This is a genomic window from Variovorax sp. KK3 (assembly GCF_001984055.1).
Classification (GTDB): domain Bacteria; phylum Pseudomonadota; class Gammaproteobacteria; order Burkholderiales; family Burkholderiaceae_C; genus Variovorax.
Window position 1 is genome coordinate 1 of sequence record NZ_LYVO01000035.1, and the last position, 17,192, is coordinate 17,192.

The 17,192-nt window shown below is 68.3% G+C and carries 16 protein-coding genes; 2 read left to right on the forward strand and 14 right to left on the reverse strand.

The features are described 5' to 3' along the window. Window positions 1-72 precede the first annotated feature (72 nt). The 5 genes from B0W80_RS17725 to B0W80_RS17745 form a co-directional block, all read right to left on the reverse strand. A complete protein-coding gene (locus B0W80_RS17725; RefSeq protein ID WP_077000474.1) occupies window positions 73-1,299 on the reverse strand; it encodes a porin in 1,227 nt (408 codons plus the stop codon). A gap of 43 nt (window positions 1,300-1,342) precedes the next feature. Further along, window positions 1,343-2,311, reverse strand: coding sequence for a quinone oxidoreductase (locus B0W80_RS17730; RefSeq protein WP_077000475.1), 969 nt, complete (start codon window positions 2,309-2,311; stop codon window positions 1,343-1,345). Window positions 2,312-2,391: 80 nt separating this feature from the next. Then, window positions 2,392-3,363 (reverse strand): tripartite tricarboxylate transporter substrate binding protein, encoded by a 972-nt coding sequence (locus B0W80_RS17735; RefSeq protein ID WP_077000476.1) that lies wholly within the window; start codon window positions 3,361-3,363, stop codon window positions 2,392-2,394. Between the two features lie 22 nt (window positions 3,364-3,385). Further along, window positions 3,386-4,444 carry a 3-keto-5-aminohexanoate cleavage protein gene (locus tag B0W80_RS17740; RefSeq protein ID WP_077000477.1) on the reverse strand — a complete coding sequence of 353 codons (1,059 nt, stop codon included), beginning with the start codon at window positions 4,442-4,444 and terminating at the stop codon, window positions 3,386-3,388. 53 nt (window positions 4,445-4,497) lie between these two features. Next, entirely contained in the window at window positions 4,498-5,346 is an 849-nt protein-coding gene (locus B0W80_RS17745) for a TauD/TfdA family dioxygenase (RefSeq protein WP_077000478.1), read from the reverse strand. Between the two features lie 123 nt (window positions 5,347-5,469). Here B0W80_RS17745 and B0W80_RS17750 point away from each other — a divergent pair, with 123 nt between their 5' ends. Next, window positions 5,470-6,501, forward strand: a complete 1,032-nt coding sequence (locus B0W80_RS17750; protein WP_077000479.1) for an AraC family transcriptional regulator — start codon at window positions 5,470-5,472, stop codon at window positions 6,499-6,501. A gap of 39 nt (window positions 6,502-6,540) precedes the next feature. On the opposite strand, the gene B0W80_RS17755 is transcribed toward B0W80_RS17750, so the two are convergent. From B0W80_RS17755 to B0W80_RS17765, 3 genes are read right to left on the reverse strand one after another with little or no spacing between them, the layout of a single operon-like run. After that, window positions 6,541-7,506: a tripartite tricarboxylate transporter substrate binding protein gene (locus B0W80_RS17755; protein ID WP_077000480.1), complete on the reverse strand. Its 966-nt coding sequence runs from the start codon at window positions 7,504-7,506 to the stop codon at window positions 6,541-6,543. A gap of 25 nt (window positions 7,507-7,531) precedes the next feature. Next, complete coding sequence (locus B0W80_RS17760) at window positions 7,532-7,834, reverse strand: DUF4387 domain-containing protein (RefSeq protein ID WP_077000481.1); 303 nt, start codon at window positions 7,832-7,834, stop codon at window positions 7,532-7,534. Continuing rightward, the gene (locus tag B0W80_RS17765) at window positions 7,818-9,269 is read right to left on the reverse strand and encodes an acyclic terpene utilization AtuA family protein (protein ID WP_256856611.1); all 1,452 of its coding nucleotides are present in this window, start codon (window positions 9,267-9,269) and stop codon (window positions 7,818-7,820) included. Before B0W80_RS17765 ends, B0W80_RS17760 begins: the two co-directional genes overlap by 17 nt. Before the next feature lie 36 nt (window positions 9,270-9,305). Between B0W80_RS17765 and B0W80_RS17770 the strand changes: the two genes are divergently transcribed. Beyond that, window positions 9,306-10,223 (forward strand): LysR family transcriptional regulator, encoded by a 918-nt coding sequence (locus B0W80_RS17770; protein WP_077000483.1) that lies wholly within the window; start codon window positions 9,306-9,308, stop codon window positions 10,221-10,223. Between the two features lie 21 nt (window positions 10,224-10,244). Here the strand turns inward: B0W80_RS17770 and B0W80_RS17775 are convergent, their stop codons facing one another. From B0W80_RS17775 to B0W80_RS17800, 6 genes are read right to left on the reverse strand one after another with little or no spacing between them, the layout of a single operon-like run. Beyond that, window positions 10,245-10,628, reverse strand: a complete 384-nt coding sequence (locus B0W80_RS17775) for a hypothetical protein (RefSeq protein ID WP_077000484.1) — start codon at window positions 10,626-10,628, stop codon at window positions 10,245-10,247. Beyond that, the gene (locus B0W80_RS17780; protein WP_077000485.1) at window positions 10,625-12,091 is read right to left on the reverse strand and encodes an efflux transporter outer membrane subunit; all 1,467 of its coding nucleotides are present in this window, start codon (window positions 12,089-12,091) and stop codon (window positions 10,625-10,627) included. The genes B0W80_RS17775 and B0W80_RS17780 overlap by 4 nt, the downstream gene beginning before the upstream one ends. A 25-nt stretch (window positions 12,092-12,116) precedes the next feature. Beyond that, the gene (locus tag B0W80_RS17785; protein ID WP_077000486.1) at window positions 12,117-13,247 is read right to left on the reverse strand and encodes an ABC transporter permease; all 1,131 of its coding nucleotides are present in this window, start codon (window positions 13,245-13,247) and stop codon (window positions 12,117-12,119) included. A gap of 9 nt (window positions 13,248-13,256) precedes the next feature. Then, window positions 13,257-14,381, reverse strand: a complete 1,125-nt coding sequence (locus B0W80_RS17790) for an ABC transporter permease (protein ID WP_077000526.1) — start codon at window positions 14,379-14,381, stop codon at window positions 13,257-13,259. A gap of 8 nt (window positions 14,382-14,389) precedes the next feature. After that, complete coding sequence (locus B0W80_RS17795) at window positions 14,390-16,153, reverse strand: ATP-binding cassette domain-containing protein (protein ID WP_077000487.1); 1,764 nt, start codon at window positions 16,151-16,153, stop codon at window positions 14,390-14,392. Then, window positions 16,153-17,178 carry an HlyD family efflux transporter periplasmic adaptor subunit gene (locus B0W80_RS17800; RefSeq protein ID WP_077000488.1) on the reverse strand — a complete coding sequence of 342 codons (1,026 nt, stop codon included), beginning with the start codon at window positions 17,176-17,178 and terminating at the stop codon, window positions 16,153-16,155. The genes B0W80_RS17795 and B0W80_RS17800 overlap by 1 nt, the downstream gene beginning before the upstream one ends. Window positions 17,179-17,192: the final 14 nt, after the last annotated feature.

Below are 17,192 nucleotides of genomic sequence, written 5' to 3' on the forward strand. Positions count from 1 at the left end.
TCCCCGTTGCGGGGCCGGATTCTCGATCAACATCGCTAAAACTGAATCTCGTTTTTTGTCGCACGCATCCACTTAGAACGCGTGCCGAATCCCGAAGTCGTACCCCACCGCCCGCCGCGGCTCCAAGCCACCTGTAGTGACGTAGCCCGGCTGCGGCAGGATGGCCCGCACGCTGAGCACCAGCGGCGTGACGCCCATCACGGCCGGGTTGTTGCGGCCGTTGCGGATGTCGATGCGCGCGACCGATGCGTACAGCGCGGTGCGCTTCGACAGGTGGTGCACGTAGCCGAGCGCCAGCTTGTTCACCGACGCGTCGCTGTCGGGCAGGCCGTTGCCGTTGTCGAACTTCACGCGCGCATACGATGCGCGGATCACGCCCGCGCCCACCGGCACGTTGACGCCGGCCTGCAGGCCGTCGTAGCGATCGGTGAGTCGTGCACCGAGCGGCGCGGCGCCCTCGCGCACGTCGCGCACGCGCGACCATTCGCCGAAGAGCTTGACGATGCCCATGTCGTAGGAGCCGCCGATGTTGAGGCTCTTGATCTTCTCGGCGCCGGGCACCGTGCTCGACAGCGTGCTCTCGCCGTAGCCGAGCGCCACGTCGGTCTTGCCGTCGCTCCAGCCGAAGCGCGCGCCGGCATAGCGGCCGCGCCGCGACGCGCCGCCGGCGACCGCGCTGTCGTCCACGTTCTCGTGCAGCGCGTACTGGGCCTGCCCGTAGAAGCCGCCCAAATTGGCCGGCAGGAAGTAGCTGACCGCGTTGCTGGTCCGCAGGTAGCTGTCGGTGCCTGCCGAGAGCCCACCGTTGAGCAGGCCCCCGGTGGCCAGGGCGCGCGTGGCTGCGAGGTTGCTGTTGACCACCGCAATCAGGTTGGTGCCCACGCCGTTGACGCCGAAGGGGTCGAAGACCGCGTCGTTCCAGAACGACGCCGTGTAGTCGCGGCCCAAGCGAACCTCGCCGAAGGGGCCCGAGAGGCTGACGGTGGAGCGGCGGCCGAAGTTCGCGATGGCGCTGGCACCGGAGTCGTTGGACACCGGCGACTCCAGCCAGAAGCTGGCCGCCAGGCCGCCGCCCAGGTCTTCGGTGCCGCGAAAGCCGAAGCGGCTGGAGTTGTAGCCCGAGCTCGACAACGCGGTCTGGCTCTGCGTGACCTGCTGCGGCGGGGTGGCGCCCCAGGACCGGCTCTTGGTGGTGTAGCGGCTCACGCCGGCGTCGACGACGCCGAACACGGTGAGCGACGATTGGGCCGAGGCTGCGCCTGCGGCCAGTGCGGACATGGCCAGCACGATGTTCTTCATGGAAGGGTTCTCCTCGCGGCGTTTCGGGACGCTTCTGGCGGTTTCAGGGCATCAGCACCGTGGCGCCGGTGGTCTTGCGGCCTTCGAGCGCGCGATGCGCCTCGGCTGCATCGGCCAGCGCATAGACCTGATGCGGCTCGCTCGATATACGGCCGGCCAGCACGTGGCCGAACAGCTCCTGCGCCATCTCGAGCATGTGCGCGCGCGGCGTGATGTAGTGAAGCATCGCCGGCCGCGTGAGCCAGATCGACTTGGCGGCCAACTGCCGCGTGTCGATGACCACCGGTCCGGACGAGGTGCCGTTGCTCACCAGCGTGCCGCGCGGCTGCAGGCTGTCGAGCGAAGCCTGCAGCGTGTCCTTGCCGACCGAGTCGTAGACCACCGACACGCCTTTGCCGTCGGTGATGTCGCGCACACGCGCGGCAATGTCCTCGCGCGAGGTCACGATGGTGTGCGTGCAGCCGTTGGCACGGGCCAGCGCCGCTTTCTCGTCGGTGCCGACAGTGCCGATCATCGTCACCCCCAACGCGCGCGCCCACTGGCAGGCGATCAGGCCCACGCCGCCGGCCGCCGCGTGGTACAGGATGGTTTCGCCGCCCTGCAGCGGGCGCACCTGGCGGAACAGGTACTGCGCGGTCATGCCCTTCATCATCAGCGTGGCGGCGGTGCGGTCGGAGATGCCATCGGGCAGCGGGATCAACACGTCGGCCGGCATGACCCGGGCTTGCGAGTAGGCGCCCTGCGGGCCGATCAGATAGCCGACCCGGTCGCCCACGCGGATGTCGGTGACGCCGGGCCCCACGGCCTCCACCACACCGACCGCATCGGACCCGAGCCCGTTGGGCAGCGCGAGCGGATAGCGGCCGGTGCGGAAGTAGATGTCGATGAAATTGACGGCGATGCAGCTGTGCCGCACGCGCGCTTCGCCGGGGCCGGGGTCGCCCACCTCGACGTCTTCGAGGCGCAGGACTTCGGCGCCGCCTGTTTCATGGAATCGGATGGCCTTGACCATGGTCTTGTCTCCAGTCTCTGTTGATCTTCGAATCGATGCACGGTGCGCGGCACGCTGCGCACGCACGGCGGCTGGGCAGCTCAGTTGAGCTTGATGTTGAAAGCCTTCACGATCTCGGCGTTGCGGTCGTATTCCTCGCGCAGCTCGCCCTGCGCCTGCGACAGCGAGCGCTCCTGCATCGGCTCGAAGCCGACGCCGACCAGCCGCTCGCGCACCGCGGCGTTGGCGGCGACTTTCTGCAGCGCCGCGTGAATCTTCTCGGCGAGCGGCGCCGGCATCTGCGACGAAGCGATCACGCCGACCCAGTTGCTGAAATTCAGCTCGGCATAGCCGAGTTCGGCGAGCGTGGGCACGCCGGGAAAGTCGGGCAGGCGCGACTTGGTTGCGACGGCGAGCAGGCGCACCTTGCCCGCGGCGATCGGCGCCTTCGAGGTGACGGCGCCGTCGAACATCAGCGGGATCTGCCCGCCCATCACCTGCGCCAAGGCCGGCGCGGAGCCGGGGTAAGGCACGTGCTGCATGTCCAGGCCCGCGGCCTTGTTGAGGATGGCGCCTGCATACTGCGACGCCGTTCCCGCGCTGTACGAAGCGAAGGACACCTCACCCGGATGCGCCTTCACATAGGCGATGGCCTCCTTCGCATCGCGCGCCGGGAACTGCGGCGAGGCGATGAAGAGCATCGAGGAGCGCGCCATCAGCGAGAGCGGCTTGACGTCCTTCAACGGATCGAAGCCGCCCTTGAGCACGTGCGGCACCTCGGTCAGCACATTGCTGGCGGTCACCATCAGCGTCTGCCCGTCGGCCGGCTGCGAGAGCATGTACTTGACGGCGATGGATCCGCCCGCACCGGGCTTGTTCTCGACCACCACCGGCTGCCCGATGTCGCGCGAGAGCTGGTCGCCCACGATGCGCGCCATCACGTCGATGGTGCCGCCCGCCGGTGCGGGGACGATCATCCTGACCGGCTTGTCGGTGAAAGCGAAGGCCGGTGACAGCCCGAGTGCGGCCACGGCGGCGGCGATCAGCGAAGAGATGGCGATGCGGCGCTTCATGATGATTCCGTCGGCGTGCGGATCAGGCGGCCTTGCGCAGGAAGCCCTGCTGCGCGCCGTTGCGGTTGGGTGCGAAGCCGTTGGCCAGCAGCGTCTCTTCGACCGTGTCGTAGAAGGTGCCGATCTTGCAGATCTCGCGCGCCTGCGCCGCCGTGGCGATGGGCCGGCCGAACTCGCGGGAAATGCGCACGAGCTGCTCGATCTGCGCAGCCGTGCCGATCTTGGCGCTGCGAGACTGGTTCCACAGGTTGTCTTCGGTGCCGCAGCGCACGTGCAGGCCCATGGCGATGCCCATCATGTTGACCGGCAGCACGTTGAGCACGGAGCTTTCGACCGTGAGCATGGCGCCGTCGGGCACGGCGCGCACGAAGTTGGCCAGGTTGTAGATGTTGGGCGCATCCATGCCGCCGCCGATGGCCACCCAGTTGAGCACCAGCGGGCCCTTGTAGATGCCGCGCCGGATCAGCCGCTCCACCGATTCGAAGCTGTTGATGTTGTAGCACTGGAAGGCGCTCTGGATGCCCGCGGCTGACAACCGGCGGATGTGCTCCTCGGCCCAGCCCGGCTGCGCGGGCACGGTCATTTCCTTGTACGCATTGAAGACGGCCGGGTCTTCCATCGACGTGCCCTGGATGTCGCGCTGGTCGAACTGCTCGAGGATGTTCATCTGCGAGGTGTTGACGGTCACCGTCACCTGGTCGGGCCGCGGATCGAGTTCGGCCAGCATGTGGCGCGTGTCGTCGCTGAGCCACTTGGCGGCGGCGCCGTCGGTCTCGGGCGCAAAGCTGATCGAGCCACCGACCTGGATGATCATCTCGGGCACGCGGGCTCGCACGCCGGCGATCAGCTCGTTGAACTTCGACAGGCGCTTGCTGCCCTTGCCGTCGAGTTCGCGCACGTGCAGGTGCAGCACCGTGGCGCCGGCTTCGTAGCAATCCACGGCCTTCTGGATCTGCTCTTCCATCGTCACGGCGATCTCGCCGGGAAAGTCCGACGGCAGCCACGAAGGCGCGTAGGGTGCGGCGGTGATGACCAGCGGCTGCTGGTTCTCTGGGAAGAGGTGACCGTCGAGGAAGTTCATCGTGAGCTCCGTGAATGTGGGGTGTGGTTGTGGGGGGCGGATGAAGAGGCGGCTCAGGCCGTCGGCGTGCCGACGATGCCCGCGCGTTCCATCTTTCGGTGGCAGGGCGGGTAGTCCATGACGGCGTAGTGCTGGGTGGCGCGGTTGTCCCAGATGGCCACGCTGCCGGGCTGCCAGCGCCAGCGCACCTGGTACTCGGGAATCGCGGCCTGGCTGATGAGGTACTGCAGCAGCGACGACGCGCCCTGCGTGAAGTCCTGCCCGTAGCGCACGTTGTCGGGTGTGTGGAAGTTCGTGAAGTGCGTCGTGAAGCCGTTGACGTAGAGCACCTTCTCGCCGGTTTCGGCATGTACGCGCACCACCGGATGCTCGGCGTCCGGAAACTGCTGCTTGAGCGCCAGACGCTTCTCGATGGGCATGGCCGCGCCGAAGGTGCATTCGATGCTGTGCCGTGCGCGCAGCGGCGCGATGAGCGCCTTGACCTGCTCGGGCAGCTTCTCGTAGGCCAGCGCCATGTTGGCCCACATGGTGTCGCCGCCCACCGGCGGGCATTCGACGCAGCGCAGCACGCAGCCCATCGGCGGCACCTCGCGCCAGCTCGCGTCGGAATGCCAGCTGTTCTCGTAGCGGTCGTTGGGTGCGTCGGGCGTCTTGTAGATGCGGACCAGGCCCGGATGCTCGGGGTCGCTGCCGGCCACCGGGTGGTCTTCGAGTTCGCCGAAGCGGCGGGCGAAGGCCACGTGCTCTGCGCGGCTCATGGCCTGGTCGCGCAGAAAGAGCACCTTGTACCGCAGCAGAAGCGACTTGATCTCGGCGAACAACCCGTCGTCGCGGGCAGCGTCGGCCAGGCGCACGCCGCTGAGCTGGGCGCCGATGGCGCAGGTCAATGCTTCGATCTTCATGCTGTCTCCTGCTTGTCTCTTTGTGTGGAGCTGACTGTAGGAGCCGGGCCATCCGGCCGCTTTGCAATGGGTGCCAGCGGCTTGACATTTGGTGCCAGAATGCCGGCGACACACTCTCCCACGATGACAGCCCTGGTACGCGCGGCAGCGCTGACGAACTTCTCCGATGTGGCGCAGGAACTCGGCTACGACGCCGGGGCGGCCCTGCGCCGTGCGGGCTTGCGGGCAGCGCTGCTGCGGCAGCCCGACCAGCTGGTCGAGGCGGCGCGCGTGGCGCGGCTGCTCGAAGAAGCCGCGCAGAAGACGGGCTGCGAATCCTTCGGCCTGCGCATCGCGGCACGGCGTCAGCTGTCGAATTTCGGAGTGGTGAGCCTGCTGCTGATGCACCAGCCCTCGCTGCGGCAGGTGCTGCTCACGCTCATCGACCATCTGCACATGCTCAACGAACGGCTGGCGATCCAGGTGGAAGACATCGGCAAGCTGGTGCTGTTGCGCGAAGAGCTGGCGCTGCCGGTCGATGCACCGCAGTCCATCGAGCTGGCCATCGGCGTGCTCTATCGAATGGGCGAAGCCTTGCTCGGCGAGCGCTGGCAACCGGTGAGCGTGAGCTTCACGCATGGCGCGCCGGCGAGGCTGGACTTTCACCGGCGCTTCTTCAAATGCCGCATCGAATTCGACGGCGGCTTCAATGGGCTGGTGTGCAAGGCCGCCGACCTGGACGTGCCCAACCCGTCGGCCGACCCGTTGCTGGCCGACTACGCGCGCAGGATGATCGCGGCGCTGCCCGGGGACCACGAACGCTCGATCGACCAGGAGGCGCGCAAGGCGATCTACCTCATGCTGCCGTCGGGGCGCGCCACATGCAAGGCGGTGGCGCAAGGCCTGGGGATGAGCGTTCGCACGCTGCAGCGCGGCCTCGACGAGCGCGGGCTGACCTTCAAGCAGCTGATCAGCGAAGTCCGGCAGGAGCTGGCGCCGCGCTACGTGGCCAACAGCCGCCACAGCCTGGCTGAAGTGGCGGCGATGCTGGGCTACAGCACGCACAGCGCGTTCACGCGCTGGTTCGGTGCGCAGTTCGGTCGTTCGCCGGATGCATGGCGCAGCCGAGCTTCGCAGACCAGAACCGGCCGCCTGACCACCTCGCGGCGGCGCTGATCGGGCCGCCGTGCCGCCAAGTGCTCTCCTGGCACCAACTCAGTTGAGCCTGATGTTGGCCTGTTGCACGATCATGCGCCAGCGCTCCATGTCGCCGCGAATCAGGTCGGCGAATTGCTGTGGCGTACCCCCTCCAGGTTGTACGTCGTCGGACGCGAGGCGCTTGGCCATGTCGGCACTGCGCAGCACCGCGTTGACATCCGCATTGAGCTTGGCGACGATCTCAGGCGGGGTGGCGCGTGCTGCGACGAGCCCATGCCAGAGGTCGGCACGGAAGGCACTCAAGCCTTCTTCCGCAAAAGTCGGCACACCGGGCATCGATGCCAGTCGGCCCGGCGCCGCGACGGCGAGCACGCGTACCTTACCGCCCTTGGCGAGCGGCGCGACCGACGTGGTGCCGCCGAACATCAGCTGGATCTGACCCGCGGCCAGGTCGACCAATGCCGCGCTCGTCCCCTTGTATGGCACGTGGGTGAGCTGCACACCGGCCACCGAGGCGAAGTATTCGGTCGACAGATGTGCCAATCCGCCGACGCCCGAGGTTCCGTAGGCCACGGCACCGGGCTCCTTTCGGGCTTTGGCCACGAGGTCTTTCAAGCTTCGGAACGGCGACTCATGATCGACCGCCAGGACGCTGGGCTCGCGCGTGAACTGGACGATGGGCTGAATGGCCGAGATGGGGTCGAAGGCAGGCTTGCTGAGCACGGCGTTGCCAGCGTAGCTGCCGGAGATCACCAACAGCGTGTAGCCGTCGGCCGGCTCGCGCAAGGCAGCTTCAGCGCCGAGGTTGCCGCCCGCCCCCGGCTTGTTGTCGACGACGATCGTGTAGCCATGCTGTTCGTTGAGCTTCTGCGCGACGAGGCGGGCCATTGTGTCCGACCCGCCACCGGGCGCGAACGGTACGACGAACTTCACGGGCTTGGTCGGATAGGGCGAGCCCTGCGCGAAGGACGGCAGGCACAGCGCGGCGCCGGCGACGAGCACGGAGCGACGGGGAATTTTCATAACTTGTCTCCTGTTGTCAGTCGATTCAAAGTTCAAGGCCGAGCAGTTGCACGTATTGCTGCCCACCGTGCATGTCGCGCTCGACCGCACCACCCTGCGGCTTCCGGCGTGGATAGGAAATCTTGAGCACACGCAGCGCGTCAACGCGAAAGTGCCGGACCATCGCAGGATCCACGCCGAAAACCGCGGCGATGGCCGCGGCCGCCAACGACTGCGACGCCGCGTAACGCTCGTATGAGGCATCGTCGGGAAAGAACAGATCGACCGTGATCCAGAATGGCCCTGCGTTCTTGGAGCGGATGGTGCAGACCTCAGCGAGCTTGGGCACGGCCGTCTCCCTCGACGTCGACAAAGCGCGTCTGCACGCGCTCCATGGGTCCATTGGTGCGGATCACGTGGTTGAGCCGGAACTCATATACCTCGCCGCGTTCGATCTCCGCTGGCGAGAACGGAAACGCATAGGTCGGCAAGTCCATCTCGTCCTCCAGAGGCAGGTGGAAGAACCAGGGGTTGCAGGTCTTGGCGATCTGCGTCGCAAGGGCCTGTGTCTGCGCCGTGGCGACGAACAGCAATCCGACTTCACGCGGCGGCAACGCGGCACCGGCAACTGGCAGGCCGCTCACAGCGTTCCAGCCGTAGGGACGCAGCGAGATGTCGAAGTCTCCGGCCTGTTCGCCCAGCGTCTCGCCGACACGATCGATCAGGGCGGCCTGCATGCGTACAAGGAAGCGGTCGAGGTTCGCCAGCACCTTCGGGTCCTGGATGCCGACCAGCATCAGCGTCTGGAATCCTCCACGCGCGGCGCCTTCGAGCTTCATCGTGTACGGCGCCGGCTCGAAGCGCGAGCCGCCGACCCGCACGACACGCCCGTCGACGGCGTCGTAGCGGGCGTGCTTGACATTGAGCACGCCGCCCGGCTCCTTCAGGACGAACGGGTCGCTGTTCTCGTACAGCATGTGCTTCGACACCGACGACGGCGTGCAACGGTTGCCTGCGCCCAGCGGCTCGACTTCGAAGGCATCCTTGCCGACCCGGATCAGCACGCCGCCATCCCGGGGCCGCACGGTACAAAGTCCGCCGCATTCGGCCGTCTTGCCCGCATGCCAGGCCGCACCGGCGCCAGCACCTCGCATCAGCGGCACGGCGGCCAGAACGGCGGTGTCGGTCGTTCGGCCGCCGAGCACGATGTCCGCGCCTCGTTCGAGCGCCGCAATGTAAGGCTCGGGGCCCATCAACGCCACGATGCGATCGCACCGGTCGAACAGCGTGGGCTCGGACGTTTGAAGCGGCGCAAGCGCGTCGATGCACCCGGCGCGGGCCGCGTCGGCAATATGGCCCGGCACCTGTTCGGAATAGAGCACGGCGATGCGCGGATGCAAGCCTTGTTCTCGGGCGATCTCGAGCGCGATGTCAAGCGTCCAGTCGACGGCGGCATTCGCGCCGGAGGTGCCGCAGGAGCCGATCAGCAGCGGTATCCGGCCGCGTGCCTGCGCGCGCATCAGGACGGCGAGATCCGATTTGACCGCGGCGCGCGAGTACTTCGCGATTGCAGTGGCCAGATACGCGGGACCACTGTCGGTGGAACCGGCGTCGCAGGCGATCGCATGGGCGCCCGCCGCCAGACCGGCATCCAGGTCTTCCTCGCGCACGCCGACGCCCAGCGCGCCGGTCGGGACGATCACGTTGATGGTGTTGTCGAGTCGTTGCATACCTGAATGCTGCAATCGATCGACTCTGGAGAGAAGCGCAAGTTGTTCACGCATTGATGAGCGGAACGCAACAGTTCTATCATTTGCCGTATGGGACGAATCCACTACGACTTGCGGGACGTGCGCGCCATCTGCGAGCTATCGCGAACCAATGGCTTTCGCGAAGCTGCCGACGCACTGTCCATCACACCTTCCGCGCTGAGCCGCCGCGTGGTCAAGCTCGAGGCCGCACTCGGCGGCATGCTGGTGAAGCGAACGACGCGCTCGATGGCACTCACGCCGCTCGGTCGCCGGCTGGTGAGCCGGTGTCAACCCTCGCTCGACACGCTCGACGACTCGATCGAAGAGCTCGCCCGCGTAGCCCGCGGCATGGAGGGCCAGATATCCGTGGGGTGCATCTCGTCCGTGTCCTATGCGCTGCTGGCGCCGGTCGTGGCGCGCTTTCGCGCTTCGCATCCCGACCTGCGCATCAACATGAAGGAAGCGGACGGCGCCAGCATCGCGGCCGCCGCGCTGAATCACGAAGTCGACTTCGGATTGACGACCGTCGCCGAGCGGCATCGCGAACTGCTGTCGGAACGGATCGCCGACGATCCCTTCGTGCTGGTGTGCAGTCCACGGCACCCCTTGGCACGCAAGCGCGGCCTGACGTGGGCGCAGATCGCACACGAGCGCCTGATGGGCTACAAGTCATCGAGCTCGATCCGCCAGATGCTCGATGGACAGCTCGCCCGCGACGGCATCGAGCTGCTGTGGTTCGACGAGGTCGACACCCTTTCCTCGCTCATCGGCTACCTCGGCACAGGCAGCTTTCTGGGCGTCGTGCCACGGCTCGTGGCCGGCCAATTGCCGGGGCTCGCCGCCGTGCCGCTCAGGCAGCCCGGCCTGCAGCGGCAGCTTTACATGGTGCGCCGCAACGATCTCGAGTTGACACCCCCGGCCCGGGCCCTTTGGTCGGACATTCGCAAGACGGTAATCGCGTCGTTGGGCAAAAGACTCAAAAGCTGAACCAGGGTCGCCGGCTGCCGCCTACAGTGCGCGCCACTCGCCGATGCAATGCGCAGCGAGCGCCGTTACCCAGCACGGCTCGCCGGGGTCGAAGGCCAGCCCGAAGCGCGGCGAGACGAGGAAGCCTGCGCGTTCGAATGCGCCCGAGTCTTCGCTGCGCACGAAGGCTGCAAGCGCATCGAAGCCGACGGTGGCCTGCCCGACGATGAGAAGCGGCGCCTGCGTCGTCACCTCTTCCAGTCGGCCGCAATCCTGGAAGCGATAGACGACGTTGCCGTAGTCCAGCTCGTTCAGCCCCACATCATTGCGCCCGGATTTCGAGGGTTGCCCCAGCGTAGCGATCAAGGCGGCGCGCGCGACGATGAACGCCACGCCGTCCACGCAGACGTAAGGCACCAGGGTCACGGTGCAGCGCCCGGGCCGCCTAGCGCCTTGGTCAAGGCCACCAGGTCCAGCGCGAGGCGGCCGCCGTTCTCGACTTGGTCGCGTTGCGCCTGCAGCAGCGTGCGCTGCGCGTCGAGCTGCACCAGGAAGTCGGTCAGTCCGTGCTCGTAGCGCACGCGCGCAAGCGTCCAGGCATCGCGGCTGTGGCGCTCCTTCTCCGCCAGTTGCAGCTGCCGCTGCCGATCGGCGGTGTAGGCGCTCAAGGCATCGTCGATCTCGTGCCAGGCCTTGAGCACGGTCTGCTGGTAGGCGACGGCGGCTTCCTGCTGCTGCAGCTCGCGCAGCGTGACGGTGCTGCGGCGACGTCCGCCATCGAAGATCGGCAACTGCAGGCTGGGGCCGACGGACCACTGGCGGCTGCCCCACTCGCCGAAGTCGCGGCTGCCCACGGATTCGAACCCGAAGCGCGCGCCCAGCGTGATCCGCGGGTACAGGTCGGCCACCGCCACGCCGACGCCGGCCGTGGCCGCATGCAGTTGCGCCTCGGCTCGGCGGATGTCGGGCCGGCGCAATGCGGCCTCCGACGGCAGGCCGGGCGAGAGATCGGGCAACGTGCCGGCGGCCGCATCGGCAGGCGCAGCAAGCTGTGCCTGCAACGCACCGGGACGATCGCCCGTGAGCAGCGTGATCTGGTTGATCGCCCTCGCCTCCTGCGCCAGCAGCTGCGGCAGCCGCGCACGCAGCTCGGCCGCCTGGGCGGCCTGACGCGTCACGTCCAGGTCGGTGGTCAGGCCGCCGTCGGCGCGCGCGCGCACGAGCGACAGCGTCTCCTCGCTCGCGGCGATGTCGTCGCGGGTGAGCTGCAGTTGGCGCTGGGTGGTGCGCAGCTCGACGTAGTTGCGGGCCAGCTCCGACTGCACCGAAAGCTGCACCTGCGCCAGCAGGGCCTGCGAGGCGGCGACGTCGGCATCGGCCGACTCGATGGAGCGCCGCACGCGGCCCCAGAGGTCGAGCTCCCAGGTCGCATCGAAGCCGGCCTGGTACAGGTTGTGCGGCTCGCTCAGCACGCCGATGAGCTGCTCGCGGTTGTTGGGGTTGAGCGCATCGACGAGCCGCGTGGCGGAGCCGACCTCGCTTTGCCGCTGGCGCGTGACGCCGGCGCTGGCATTGAGCTGCGGGCCACGCTGGGCTTCGGCGACGCTGCGCTGCACGCGGCTTTGCGCGAAGCGCAGCGCGGCCGACTGCAGGTCGTGGTTGGCGGCGAGGGCTCTTGCCAGCAGCGCATCGAGCACGGGGTCGGTGAAGGCAGACCAGCCGACGAGCGTGCCGGTCGCGCTGCGCGCCTGCGCATCGACCAGTTCGGCGGAGCCACCGTGCCACGTCGAGAAATCGGCAGGCGCCTCGGGCGCGGGCGCCTTGAAGTCGGGGCCGACGGCGCAGCCGGCCAGCACCAGCGCCGCCAGGAGGATCGAAAGTTGTTTCATGACGAGAGTCCGTTCGTGTCGAGGCTCAGACGAGCCGGTTGCGGAACAGCCACGCCGCCAGCGGCAGCGTGACGACCGCGATGACGAGCAATGGGATCAGGTTGTGCCAGACGGCTGCGAGCCCCACGCCTTCGAGGTAGACGCGCTGCACCAGGTCGATGGCGAAGCGCAGCGGATTCGCCAGGGTCGCGACCTGCAGGGCCTGCGGCATGTTGCTGACCGGCGTCGTCAGGCCCGACAGCAGCATCAGCGGCATGATCAGCACGAAGGTGTAGAGCATGGCCTGCTGCATGTTGGCCGACACGGCCGAGATCGACAGCCCGATGCCCACGCTGGCGATGGTGAAGCAGGCCAGGCCGGTGTAGAGCGTGAGCAGCGAGCCGGCCATCGGCACCTTGAACCACAGCAGCGTGACGCAGAGCACGATGGTGGACTGGATCAGCCCGATCAGCACCGGCGGCAGCGCCTTGCCGACCATGATCTCGGTGGGCGACAGCGGCGTGACGAGCAGCTGGTCGAAGGTGCCCTGCTCCCGTTCGCGCGCCACCGACAGTGCGGTGAGCAGCAGCGTCTGCAGCATGCTGAGCGCGGCGATCATGCCGGGCATGAGGTTCCAGCGCGTTTCCAGGTTGGGGTTGAACCAGGCGCGGGAGTCGATGCGCACGGGCGCCTCGGCGCCGCCGTGATCGCGCCGCCACTGCGCGTTGAAGTCGGCCACGATCGCGTTCACGTAGCCGGCCGCCGAGCCCGCGGTGTTGGAGTTGCGCGCATCGACGACGAGCTGGATGGCGGCGTTCTCGCCGGCCTGCAGTTGCTGCTCGAAGCGCGGGCCGATGTGGACCACGAAGAGCGCATCCTGCGCGTCGATCACGCGGGCGATGTCGGACGCGTTGTTCAACGTCGCCGCGCGGCGGAACACGCCGGTGCCCTCGAGCCGGGCCACGAGCGCGGTCGAGGCCGAGCTGCGGCTCTGGTCGAGCAGCGCGTAGTCGGCGTGGTTCAGGTCGTAGGTGGCGGCATAGCCGAAGAGCAGGCTCTGCATCAGGGCGGGCACGATCAGGATGGCGCGCGTGGCCGGGTCCTTGAGCACCGCGAGCAGCTCCTTGCGGCAGAGGTTGACGATGCGCCGCAGCGCGTCGAGAAGCGAATCGTTCATGGCGTGTCCTCAGTCCAGCGATTTGCGCGTGATGGCGCGGGCCACGCCCAGCAGCAGCACGGCATAAGCGATCAGGATGGCGCCGTTGCGCAGCACCAGCGGCCACACGTCGCCGGCCAGGAAGAGCGTGCGGATCAGCTCCATGAAATAGGTGGCCGGCAGCACCTGCCCGACCACCCGCACCACCGTGGGCACGTTGCGCAGGTCGAACAAGAAGCCCGAGAGCATCAGCGACGGCAGGAAGCTCGCGAGCAGCGCGACCTGGCTGGCCAGGAACTGGTTGCGCGTGGCGGCGGAGATCAACAGGCCGATGCCCACCGCCACCAGCATGTAGAGCATGGCGCACAGCACCACCAGCGCGAGCGAGCCGACCATTGGCACCTGGAACAGGAAGCGTGCGGCCAGCAGGCACAGTGCCAGGCCGACCATGCCGATGCCGAAGTAGGGAATGATCTTCGCCAGCAGGATCTCGACCGGCCGCACGGGCGTGACGAACAGCGCCTCGAGCGTGCCGCGCTCCCATTCGCGTGCCATCACCAGCGCGGTGAGGAAGGCGCCGACCAGGGTCATGATCAGCACGATGAGGCCTGGCACCAGGTACCAGGTGCTGGTGTTGGCGCTGTTGAACCACAGGCGCTGCTCGATGGCCACCGCGCCGATGGCCGGCGCGGCCTGGCCGCGGTCGGCCTGGCGCAGCGCGTTCTGCTGCAGGGCCGCGGTGGCGTAGCGCAGCACGATGCTGGCGCGGCCGGCGTCGGCGCCATGCACGACGACCTGGATGCGCGCGTCGCCGGACGCGAGGCGGCGCGAGAAGTCGTTGGGCACGCGCACGATGCCGTCGACGCGGCGCGCGCGCAGCAGCTGCTCGGCTTGCTGCATGGAGCCCAGCATCAGCGGTGAGATGTAGGGCGTGAGCTGCAGGCCTGATACCGCGTCCAGGGCCGTGGGCGAGGCGTCTTCCATCACCACGGCCATCGGCGCGTTCTTCACGTCGAGCGAAAGGCCGAAGCCGAAGATCAGGATGAGGATGATGGGCAGCAGGATGCCGATGGCGATGCTGCTGGGGTCTCGCAGGAGCTGGCGCGTTTCCTTGCGCGTGAGGGCGACGAGACGGCGCGTGCTTCCGCTGCTCATGCTCATGCTCATGCCCTCGCCCTTTCTTCGCGCGCCTGGGTCACGATGCCGATGAAGGCCTGCTCCATGTCCGGCGCGCTGCCGGCCTGCACGCGTACCTGCTGCGGCGTGCCCAGGGCCAGCAGTCGGCCGGCGTCCTGGATGACGATGCGGTCGCAGTACTCGGCCTCTTCCATGAAGTGGGTGGTGATGATGATCGTGACGCCGGCCTCGGCCAGCGCGGTGATGCGGCGCCAGAACTCGCGCCGGGCCAGCGGGTCGGTGCCGCTGGTGGGCTCGTCGAGAAACAGGATCTCGGGCTCGTGCAGCAGGCCGGTGGCCATGGCCAGGCGCTGCTTGAAGCCGCCCGGGAGCTGCCCGCTGGCCGCGCCCTCCTGGCCCTGCAGCTCGAACTGCGCCAGCACGGCCTGCATGCGCTCGCGCAGGCGTGCGCCGCGCAGGCCGTACGCGCCGCCGAAGAATTCGAGGTTCTCCTGCACGGTGAGGTTGCCGTAGAGCGCGAACTTCTGCGAGACGTAGCCGACGCGCGAACGCGCTTGCGCACGCGCATGGCGCAGGTTGACGCCGGCCACCTGCAGGAAGCCGCTGCTCGCCGGCAGCAGGCCGCACAGCATGCGAAAGGTGGTGGTCTTGCCGGCGCCGTTGGGCCCGAGCAGGCCGAAGATCTCGCCGCGGCGCACGCTGAAGCTGGTGCTGGCGACGGCGGTGAAATCGCCGAACTTGCGCACCAGGTCCTTGACCTCGATCACCACCTCGTCGGGCTTGCCGGGCTCGCTGGCAGCCGCTGCCTCCAGAGCGATCGGTGCCGTGGGGCTCTTCGCGTTCTGCTGCTTCGCGCGCAGCAGCACCATGAACCCGTCCTCCAGCCGCGCCGTCACCGGCTCCACGGGCATGCCGTCGAACAGCGCGGCCAGCGCGGCATCGTCGGTATCGGGCCGGCGGATGAAGCGCACGTCGCCGCCCTGCGGCACCGCGTCGATGATGGACGCGGGCGCGTCGAGCAGCCGCGCCTGCAAGGTGCGCGCGGCCATGCCCTGCGGCGGCCGGGCGATGTGGCACAGGCCTCGCGCGTTGTCGCGAATGGCCTGCGGCGCGCCTTCGGCGATCAGGTGGCCTTCGTGCATCACGAAGACCTGGGCGCAGCGCTCGGCCTCGTCGAGGTAGGCGGTGCTGACGATGACGCTCAGGTGTTCGTCGTCGACCAACTGCTGCACGATCTGCCACAGCTCGCGGCGCGAGAGCGGGTCGACGCCGACGGTGGGCTCGTCGAGCAGCAGCAGCTGCGGCGAACGCACCAGCGTGCAGGCCAGGCCGAGCTTCTGCTTCATGCCGCCCGACAGCTTGCCGGCCGGGCGGGCTGTGAAGCGGCCGAGGTCGGTCATCTCCATCAGCCTGGCGTAGCGCTCGCGCCGCACGTCCTTCGCCACGCCGTGCAGGTCGGCGTAGAGGTCGAGGTTCTCCTGCACGCTGAGGTCTTCGTAGAGGCCGAAGCGCTGCGGCATGTAGCTGATGCGGTCCTGCACGGCCTGCGGGTCGGCTGCGACGTCGATGCCCAGCACCTGCAGGCTGCCGCTGTCGGCGCGCATCAGGCCGGCGGCGAGACGCAGCAGCGTGGTCTTGCCCGAGCCGTCGGGCCCGACCAGCGCGCTGAGCGTGCCGGCCGGGATGCGCAGCGACACGTCGGCCAACGCCTGCACGGCGTGCTTGGCGCCCTTGGGCATGAAGGCCTTGCACAGGCTGTCGCCCGCCAATGCCGGCATCGCGGTGTCCATTACCGTCCGCCTGCTGCCTGCGCCGTGGCCTCGCCGAGCGCGAGCCGCACGGTCACCGGCATGCCGAGCCGCAGGCGGTCTTCCTTGTCGTCGGCGAGCACGCGAATCTCGTAGACCAGGCTGCTGCGCAGTTCCTCGGTCTGCACGGTCTTGGGCGTGAACTCGGCCACCGACGAGATATAGCCCACCTTGCCGTTCAGCGGCTGGCCCGGATGGCTGTCGGTGGCGAGCGTGGCGGCCATGCCGGGCCGGATGCGGCCCAGGTCCGCTTCGGCCACGTAGGCCCGCACCCATTTGGGATCGGTGATGGCCAAGGTATAGACGGGGCGCTGCGGCGACGCCATGTCGCCGGGCTCCATGAGGCGCGCGCGCACCACGGCGTCGATGGGCGCCTGCAGCGTGGCTTCGTCGATCTGGTGCTGGAGCACGGCGAGTTCGGCGCGCGCGACCTCCAACTGGGCCTGGGCCTGCGCGATGTCTTCCTTGCGCGGACCGGTCACCACGAGTTGCTGCGCCTTCTGCGCCGTTTCGAGCTGTGCCAGCGCGACCTTGCGGCGGGCGGCGGCACTGTCGAGATCCTGCTGGCTCACGGCACGGCCGGCCGTGGTCTGGCGGATACCTTGCAGGCGGTCGAGCTGCTGGCGCGCGAGTTCGGCGTCGGCCTGCGCGGCCGCCACGCTGGCGCGGGCCTGCGCGACCTCTTCGGGGCGGCTGCCGGTCTTGAGGCGCTGCAGGGCCTGTTCCTGAACGGCGATCTGGGCCTGCGACTGGGCCGTGCGCAGCTTGAGGGTGCGGGTGTCGAGCTCGCCCAGCACCTGGCCTGCCTTGACGCGGTCGCCCTCCTGCACATTGAGCTTGCCGATGCGCTCGCTGCCGTTGAAGGCGAGCGACACCTGGCGCTGGTCGACGTTGCCATACAGGACGATCGCGGTCGTGTCGGCGGGCTGGCGCGTGAAGTACCAGGCGGCAGCGGCAACGGCCGCGACGAGAAGGATGCCGCCGAGGACGATGGGTTTCTTGCTCATGATCTCTTCTTGGG